The organism is Pelagibius sp., from assembly GCF_028289705.1.
Classification (GTDB): Bacteria; Pseudomonadota; Alphaproteobacteria; order Kiloniellales; family Kiloniellaceae; genus Pelagibius.
This window is the reverse complement of sequence record NZ_JANQOI010000014.1, coordinates 1-7,616: the sequence shown is the minus strand read 5'-3', so window position 1 is coordinate 7,616 and position 7,616 is coordinate 1. Positions and strand designations below refer to the sequence as shown.

Below are 7,616 nucleotides of genomic sequence, written 5' to 3'. Positions count from 1 at the left end.
CCACCCCTCCGAAGAGAAGCTTCTCCTTCGACTTGCATGTGTTAGGCCTGCCGCCAGCGTTCGTTCTGAGCCAGGATCAAACTCTTAGGTTGACCTCGCCCGGAAATCCCGGAACAGCCCCGCCTCACAGCAAAACCGCCCCAGACCCCAGGCTCATCAACGGGATCCTCTCATCAAACGCGCGAAATCTCCCTCCAGTCCATGCCGGAAATCCAGCCAAAGCCAAACCCCGCACAGGACCAAAGAAAGATCCGTCTAAAAGAATACGCGTCCAATCAAAGGCCCCAAGTGCCAAAACACCCAAAACCCCAGACCATAAACGACAGACCAATACAGACCCGCCGCCCGCGTATCCCTTCCTCTTAAACAACAATGTCAAACAGCAGGCTCAGCCGAGACGCGCGAAAACGACCCGCCGAGCAATCGCCCGCTTCACTACTCTCGAAGAAGCAGAATTCAGGGGCGAACACTATACTGATAAGGAGCGAGGCTTTCAACGCCGATGGATTGTGGAAAACCCGCTCTCCGGAAGCCGCCGCGAAACCCTTGGGTCACCGCGTCAGCGGCGCTCTATATAGGGGCTGCTCCGGGGCCTGTCCAGAACGAAAAACACCCCTTTCGAACATTTTTTCAGAGGATGCCCAAGGCCCGCAGTTCGGCCTGCATTTCCGGTGGCAGATCCTCGCCGCCGGGGGCGCCAGCCCCCAGATCCTGGGGCGCTTTCGCCGCCTCCAGATAGCGCCAGCCCTGAAACGGGCGCTGGGCCCGCGGCATCACCCGGCAAAGGGTTTGGTCCAGGTGCAGGCGGGCAAAGCCCCGCCCGGTCTCATCGACCTCCCGGGTGATGTCGGTGATGGCCTGGCGGACCTGAAAGCGCCCCTTGATGACCCAGTAAAGCGAGCCGCCGTCGGTGATCTCCTCGGCGCGCTTGGGCATCATCCGGGTGTCGTGGAACAGGCGCTGGCCCTGGCGCAGACGGCGCTGCTGAAAAGCGTCCAAATGCTCCACGGAATCGGCGCCGACGCAGAGTTTCATCAAATGAAGCGTCATCGATACCCCTGGCGACCCCAGTACGAACTTGTCCAGACCCTCTTCCTCCCCCGCCAGACCTACGGCGTACGGCCGGCGAGAGCAAGGGCCACCTTCGATGCGGAGGGCCGGCCCAGCGCTTCGCAGATGAACCGGCCGGCTTCCGCCAGTTTGGCTAGGTCGATGCCGCAGTCGATGCCCAGGCCGTCCAGCATGTAGACCACATCCTCGCTGGCCACGTTGCCGGAGGCGCCCCTGGCGTAGGGGCAGCCGCCGAGCCCCGCCACTGCGGCGTCGACCGTGCCCACGCCGAGTTCCAGGCAGGCCAGGATGTTGGCCAGGGCCTGCCCGTAGGTGTCGTGGAAGTGCACCGCAAGGCGCGCCATCGGCAGCTCGCCGGCGACAGCCGTCAGCATGTCCTGCGCCTTTTGCGGGGTCCCCACGCCGATGGTGTCGCCCAGGGAAATCTCCTCGCAGCCCAGCCGCTCCAGCGCCAGCGAAACCTCGACCACCTTGGCCGGCGGCACCGCCCCCTCGTAGGGGCAGCCGAGCACGCAGGAGACATAGCCGCGCAGGCGCATCCCCGCGGCCTTGGCCCGTTCGGCGACCGGCGCGAAGCGCTCCAGGCTCTCGGCAATGGAACAGTTGATGTTGCGCTGGGAGAAGCTCTCCGAGGCGGCGGCGAAGACGGCGATCTCTTCAACGCCGGCCGCCAGCGCCCGCTCCAGCCCCTTCTCGTTGGGCACCAGCACCGGATAGCGGACCCCGGCCTTGCGCTTCAGTCCCGCCAGCACCTCGGCGGTATCGGCCATCTGCGGCACCCACTTCGGCGAGACGAAGGCCCCGGTTTCCACAACCGGACAGCCGGCCTCCGCCAGGCGCTCGATCAGCGCGACCTTGACCGCCGCCGGAAGGGTCAGCGCCTCGTTCTGCAGGCCGTCGCGCGGCCCCACCTCAACCAGTTCGACCCGTTCGGGAAACGCCATGGCCGCCCGCCTCACGCCTCCGCCAGGACCGCCAGTTCGCTGCCCTCGTCGACCAGCTCGCCGGCCGCGCAGGTCAGGCTCTCCACCCGCCCGTCGTAAGGCGCGGTCAGGGTGTGCTCCATCTTCATCGCCTCCAGGCGCAAAAGCGGCATGCCCTGGCTGACCTCATCGCCCTGCTGCACCAGCACCGCCATCACCTTGCCCGGCATGGGCGCGGTGATGCGCCCCTCACCGGCGCCGTGCTCGGCCAGGCCCCGCAGAAGATCCTCCAGCGTCAGCACATGAACAGCCCCGTCGACGAGCACCCAGCGCTGCCAGCCATCGCGCAACACGCGGGCCCGAAAGCTCTCGTCGTTCAGGCGGATGGCGAAGTGATCCTCGCCGACCTCGGCGAACTGCACGGGGTGCTGGCCGGAGGGCAGGTCGAGCCGCAGGCCTTCGGGGCGGAAATGCAGCGAAACGAGATAGGCCTCCTCGCCATCGAAGAAGGTGAGGTCGCTGTGAGTCTCGGAGTTGAGGCGCCAGCCGTTGGTGAGCTGCCAGGGCGAATGGGGATCGCCGGAGGCTGCCGCGGCCGCCTTGGCCTGGCGGCTACGCCAGCGCATCTCCGCCAGGGCCACCGCCGCCAGCACCTTGTCCGATGGACCCGCGCGCGGCGGAATCAGGTCGTCCAGGTGCTGCTCGATGAACAGCGTATCGATGGCGCCCTCGCGGAAGCCGGCATGGGCGAGCATCGCCCTCAGGAAGGCCACGTTGCTGACTACCCCGGCAATCTCGGTCTGCGCCAGGGCGCGGTCGAGGCGCCGCAGCGCCGTCGCCCGCTCCTCCCCCCAGGCGACCACCTTGGCGATCATCGGATCGTAGAAAACGGTGACGGCATCGCCCTGGCGCACGCCACTGTCGACCCGCAGGCCTTCCCCCTCCTCCGGAAGGGCGAGGTGGAGCAGCCGGCCCGTGGCCGGCAGGAAGCCGCCGGCCGGGTCCTCGGCATAGAGCCGGGCCTCGACGGCATGGCCGCGGCAGGTGATCTCCTCCTGGGTCAGCGGCAGGGGCTCGCCGGCGGCAACCCGCAACTGCCAGTCCACCAAGTCCAGCCCGGTGATCATCTCGGTCACCGGGTGTTCGACCTGCAGGCGGGTGTTCATCTCCATGAAGTAGAAGCCCTCGCCGTCGACCAGGAACTCGACGGTGCCGGCACCGCGGTAGTCGATGGCCGCCGCCGCCTTGACCGCCGCCGCGCCCATGGACCGGCGCAGGGCCGCCGGCAGCCCGGGGGCCGGCGCCTCCTCGATGACCTTCTGGTGCCGGCGCTGGGAGGAGCAGTCGCGCTCGAAGAGATGCACCGCCGCGCCGTGGTCGTCGCGAAAGACCTGGATCTCGATGTGCCGCGGTGTCGCCAGATAGCGCTCCAGCAGCACCCGGTCGTCGCCGAAGGCGGCCATCGACTCGCGCCGGGCGGCCTCCAGCGCGGCGGGGAACGCCCCGGGCTCCTTGACGACCCGCATGCCCTTGCCGCCGCCGCCGGCCGACGCCTTGATCAGCAGCGGAAACCCGACGCCCTTGGCCTCCGCCGCCAAAGCCTCCGCGTCCTGGGCGTCGCCGTGATAGCCGGGGATCAGAGGCACGGCCGCCGCTGCCATCAGGGCCTTGGCCTCGCTCTTGGAGCCCATGGCGCGGATGGCCGCGGCGGGCGGGCCGACGAAGGTGATGCCGGCTGCTGCGCAGGCTTCGGCAAATTCGGCATTCTCCGACAGGAATCCGTAGCCCGGATGGATCGCCTGGGCGCCGGCGGCCTTGGCGGCGGCGAGGATTGCTTCGCCGCGCAGATAGCTCTCCACCGCCGGGGCGCCACCAATGCAAAAGGCCTGGTCGGCCATTTCCACGTGGGCGGCCGCGGCATCGGCTTCGGAATAGACCGCCACGCAGCGCAGCCCCAAGCGCCGCGCCGTACGGATGACCCGGCAGGCGATCTCCCCGCGGTTGGCAATCAGGATGCTATCGAACACCGCCCCGCCCCTCACTCTTTCTTGTCTTGTCCCGGTCCGCCCGCAGCCGCCGCTCCGCCTTTCGCCGCCGAGCCGTCCAGGTCCTCCAGAAGCGCGTAGTTGTCCTCGCGGAAATCGCTCATGACCCGGGTCACATCATCGGCGCCCACCCCGACGGCAGACAAGAGGATTCCCCCGAGCTGCAGGCTGGCCTCAACGGTTTCCGGGACCACCGCCTGGGCCCCGGCCTCCTCCAGCTTGTGGGCATGGCGCAGGTCGTGAGACCGCACCAGAATGGGCAATTCGGGCATGCGTCGGTGCAGGGCCTCGACGGTGCGGCTGGCCTCGGCCGCACGGTCGACGGTGATCACCGCGGCGCGGGCCCGCTCGACCCCCACCGCCTCCAGCACGTCGACGCGGGTCGCATCGCCGTAGTAGAGGGGCAGGCCCTCGCGCCGGCCGCGGGTCACCCGGGCATGATCCAGGTCCAGCGCGATATAGGGCACCCCGCAGGTGGAGAGCACGCGGGCCACAGTCTGTCCGACACGGCCGAAGCCGGCGATGATGACGTGTTCGCTGGTGTCCTCGGTCTCCTCCTTCAAACCGGCAAGGCCGATGCCCGGACGCGGCGTCGCCAGCCTGGAGAGACGCGCGCCGAGCCAGCCCATGCCCGGGGTCGCGGCCATGGAGAGCGCGATCACAGCAAGCAGGAGCTGGCCGACCTCCCGCTCCAGGAGGCCAAGGATCAGGGCACCGCCGAACAGCACGAAGCCGAACTCGCCACCCTGGGACAGCACCGGGCCCACCCGCAGACAGACGTCGCGCGGCAGCCGCCAGGCCAGGCAGAGCAGCGTCGTGATCACGCTCTTGGTCAGCAGAAGCACGACCAGCCCCAGCAGAACGATCTGCCACTCGCCGATGACCAGCGAGAGATCGATGGCCATCCCCACCGACATGAAAAACAGACCGAGCAGCAGCCCCTTGAAGGGCCTGATATCCGCCTCGACCTGATGACGGTATTCCGTCTCCGCCAGCAGCAGCCCGGCGAGGAAGGCCCCCAAGGCCATGGAGATGCCGCCCAGGGCCATGATCCAGCCGGAGCCCAGCACCACCAGAAGGGTCACGGCGACGAAGAGCTCCTGCAGCCGGCTGGCGGCGATCACCCTGTACAGCGGCCGCAGCACGCGCCGACCGATCACCAGCGCGGCGAAGACCACGGCGACCGCCTTGATAGCGGCCAGGCCGAGAGCCTCCAGCAGGCTGGCATCCGGCGCGCTGATCAGCGGCAGGAGCGCCAGCAGCGGCACGATGGCCAAGTCCTGAAACAACAGAATTGCGAAAGCGACGCGGCCGAAGCGCGAGGCCATCTCGCCGCGCTCCACCAGCATCTGGATGACAAAGGCGGTGGATGACAGAGCCAGGCCGCTGCCGATGACCAGCGCTGCCGGCACGGGCTGGCCCAGAGCGTAGGCCACGGCACCGATCAGCAAGCCGGTGAGACCGACCTGCGCGGCACCGAGGCCGAAGACATAGCGGCGCAGCAGCTTCAGCCGCTCGATGGAGAGTTCGAGGCCGATGGTGAAGAGGAGAAAGATGACCCCCAGTTCGGCGAGGAACAGAACGCTCTCGGGGTCCTTGACCAAGCCAAGGGCCGAAGGCCCAAGCAGCAGGCCCGCCGCCAGATAGCCGAGCACCGAGCTGGAGCGGGCCCAGCGGAACAGCGGCACCACGCAGACCGCGGCGATCAGAAAGACCAGCACCTCGTTGAGATGCGCGGGTTCGTGCATGGACTGGCGCCTCCTACTTGCGGGCGTCGTGGAGACGGTGCTCGCGGGCGAACCGCAGCACTTCCGAGAAGCCGAAGATGATCAGCCAGACGCCGATGACGATCTGCAGCGATGCGATGGCCCGGATCAAGAGGCTCGCGGGCACCAGATCGCCGTAGCCGACCGTGCTCAAGGTGATGATCGAGAAGTAGAGGCTCTCCATAAAGGTGATCGACCGCATCTCTCCCGAAATGACGAAGTGCGGGCCGGGGATCACCCGCTCGATGATTCGGTAGACACTGGCAAAGACGATGACGACAAAGGAATAGTAGGTAAAGAACGCAAGGGTCGGCGCCAGAAGCGCCTTGGCCTGGGAGAAGAAGTCCTCGAACAGCAGGCCGGTCTCCAGCAGAAAGGCCGTGACGTCCCGGCTCACCCCCAGCACCAGCAGGGCAATGGCAGCCATGCTGCCGAGCAGGATGTAGTTGAGGGATTCGCCGGCGACCGCCAGATGCGGCAGCAGGAAGGAAGCAAGCCCGATGGCAAAGACCGGGATCAGCCAGAGGAACAGGCGCGGCGCATAGCGCAGTCTCGGCTCCATCTCGTGCCGCACCAACCGGTGAATGGAGCCGCGGCGCAGCCAGACACCGGCCATGAAGGCGAGGATCGGCATCGCAAATGAGAGGCGCACGGCCCACTCGGCCGCCGCGCTGAAGTTGGACTCGACGAAGAAGAGGAACAAGCAGGCATAGACCGAGAGGAAGTTGGCAAGGGCGATGGTGGTCAGATGACTGCCGGGAAAGAGCCAATAGAACAGGGTGACCGAAAAGACCAGGGTTCCCAGCATGACGAAAAAGAAGACACCGAAGTCCTCGGCGACAGCCATGGCGACAAGCAGATAGAGGCCGAGGGTGAAAGCCATTCCCGGCAGCCAATAGCGATCGGGCTTGCGCATGCTCTACCTCAGTCTTCTTGCCAGCTCGGCTTACGCTTCTCCAAGAATGCGGTGATCCCTTCCCTGCCCTCGGCCGAGGCGCGCAGTGCGGCAATGCGCGTGGCCGTCTCTTCGATCAGCCCCCCATCGGCATCGGATGCCGTCACGGCAAAGACCAGGTCCTTGGCGGCGGCCTGGGCCTTGGGGCCGCCGGCCAGCAGCGCCGACGCCATCTGCCGTCCTCTCTGCTCCAGTGAGGAAGGCTCGACGACTTCGTGCACCAGCCCCAGTCTCTGGGCCTCCCAGGCGGAAAAGGGCTCGGCCGTCAGGAAGTAGCGGCGGGCCGCCGCTTCGCCGATGGCGGCAATGACGTAGGGGCTGATCACCGCGGGGATCAGCCCCAGCTTGACCTCCGATAGGCAGAACTTCGCCTCTTCCACGGCAATGACGACATCGCAGCAGGCGACCAGCCCCACGCCGCCGCCATAGGCGGAGCCCTGCACCAGGGCAATGGTGGGCTTCGGCAAGTCGTTCAGAGTTTGCATCAGCCGCGCGAGGCGCAAGGCATCCTCGCGGTTCTCCTGCTCGGAGAAGCCTGCCATGGCCTTCATCCAGTTGAGATCGGCACCGGCGGAAAAACTGCGCCCCTGGGCCGCCAGCACCACAACCCGCACGCGGTCATCGTCTTTGAAACCCTGCAATGCCGCGGTCAACTCGGTAATCAGCACATCGTTGAAGGCGTTGTGCAGCTCGGCGCGCGTCAGGGTGAGGCGCGCAACGCCGTGCCCATCGATCTCTTCGACAAACAAGGGAGCGGTCATGGCCCTACATCCTGAAGACGCCGAAGCGCGTCGGCTCCAAGGGCGCGTTGAGTGCCGCCGAGATGCCGAGGCCGAGCGCCATGCGGGTGTCCAGA

The 7,616-nt window shown here is 67.1% G+C and carries 6 protein-coding genes and 1 rRNA gene; all 7 read right to left on the bottom strand.

Annotated features, from left to right (window positions below; all coding sequences use genetic code 11):
• Positions 1 to 92, bottom strand: a 16S ribosomal RNA gene (locus Q0996_RS01415); the annotation flags it as partial.
• 538 nt (positions 93 to 630) lie between these two features.
• The gene (locus Q0996_RS01410; RefSeq protein WP_299615246.1) at positions 631 to 1,050 is read right to left on the bottom strand and encodes a DUF1489 family protein; all 420 of its coding nucleotides are present in this window, start codon (positions 1,048 to 1,050) and stop codon (positions 631 to 633) included.
• Positions 1,051 to 1,109: 59 nt separating this feature from the next.
• On the bottom strand, positions 1,110 to 2,015 hold the full coding sequence (locus Q0996_RS01405) for a hydroxymethylglutaryl-CoA lyase (protein WP_299615244.1): 906 nt from the start codon (positions 2,013 to 2,015) through the stop codon (positions 1,110 to 1,112).
• Between the two features lie 11 nt (positions 2,016 to 2,026).
• Positions 2,027 to 4,021, bottom strand: a complete 1,995-nt coding sequence (locus tag Q0996_RS01400; protein ID WP_299615242.1) for an acetyl-CoA carboxylase biotin carboxylase subunit — start codon at positions 4,019 to 4,021, stop codon at positions 2,027 to 2,029.
• An 11-nt stretch (positions 4,022 to 4,032) separates the two neighbouring features.
• Entirely contained in the window at positions 4,033 to 5,787 is a 1,755-nt protein-coding gene (locus tag Q0996_RS01395) for a monovalent cation:proton antiporter-2 (CPA2) family protein (RefSeq protein WP_299615239.1), read from the bottom strand.
• Between the two features lie 13 nt (positions 5,788 to 5,800).
• Positions 5,801 to 6,721, bottom strand: a complete 921-nt coding sequence (locus tag Q0996_RS01390) for a potassium channel family protein (RefSeq protein WP_299615236.1) — start codon at positions 6,719 to 6,721, stop codon at positions 5,801 to 5,803.
• 8 nt (positions 6,722 to 6,729) lie between these two features.
• Positions 6,730 to 7,521 (bottom strand): enoyl-CoA hydratase/isomerase family protein, encoded by a 792-nt coding sequence (locus Q0996_RS01385; RefSeq protein ID WP_299615234.1) that lies wholly within the window; start codon positions 7,519 to 7,521, stop codon positions 6,730 to 6,732.
• Positions 7,522 to 7,616: the final 95 nt, after the last annotated feature.